This window comes from Sulfitobacter sp. HI0129, assembly GCF_001635395.1.
GTDB lineage: Bacteria > Pseudomonadota > Alphaproteobacteria > Rhodobacterales > Rhodobacteraceae > Sulfitobacter.
On record NZ_LWGH01001138.1, the window covers coordinates 1 to 888 of the forward strand.

Consider the following 888-nt stretch of genomic DNA (forward strand, 5'->3'; position numbering starts at 1 on the left):
AAAGGGGAACCTCGGCCTTAAGCCGATTTGTGCATCAGAGCCCTTGACACTAATAATTAGCTATCTATGTTTTTTCCCGGCGATGGTTCCCCGGAAGAGGAGCCGGATTTCATCGCTGCATCAAACTGGAGGAAATTCATGTCACGGACAGCCAATTTGGCCGGCCCGCGTTCGCGGACCGGAATGGTGGTGCTTTGCCTCGCTCTGACCGCGGGCTTCGCCCCGCTCGCGTCGGCGCAGGAGCAGCCCGCCTTCAACGAACATGCGGGAACCCTGCCGGACGGGACGGCATGGCTGATCCGCGTGCCCGAGAACTGGAATGGTCGACTACTCAGGGATCTGGATTTCGCCAGCAACGTTTCGGTCGCGTCAGCGGTCCAGCGGTATGACGACCTGCTCGGTCGTGGCTATGCCTTCGCCGGGCTCGCCCGGCACCCGCTGCGCCTGTGGCAATACGATCCGCAGCGTGAAATCCTGAATCTACAAGCTGTTCAGGACATTTTCACGGACCTGGAGCGCGCTCCTGACATGGTGCTGCAATACGGCTGTTCTGGCGGAGGGCTCGACAGCCTCGCTTCGGCCGAGGATTACCCGGACAGGATCGACGGTGCCGCCGTGCTTGCCGCCCATACGCCGGTCTGGATCATGAGCAGTTTCCTGGATGGCTGGTTCGCCATGCAGACCCTGCTGGGCGAAAGCTATGAGGCCGCTGGGCACGGTCCGGCCAGCGATCTCGCCATCGTCGGCCTGCCCAATGCCGGAGCGGGTGGCGAGCACAGCCTTGACGCGATCCGTGCGTCCTGGATGGCCGCCATCGAAACGGCGGGCGAAAGCCCGGAGGGCCGCGCGCGGCTGGCGCTTGCCTTCGCCATCGGACAGTGGTCGCCG

At 63.4% G+C, this 888-nt stretch carries 1 pseudogene; it reads left to right on the forward strand.

Annotation, left to right across the window (positions count from 1 at the left end):
* Positions 1 to 138: 138 nt before the first annotated feature.
* Positions 139 to 888 (forward strand): annotated as a pseudogene (locus tag A3764_RS23735) (tannase/feruloyl esterase family alpha/beta hydrolase); the annotation flags it as partial.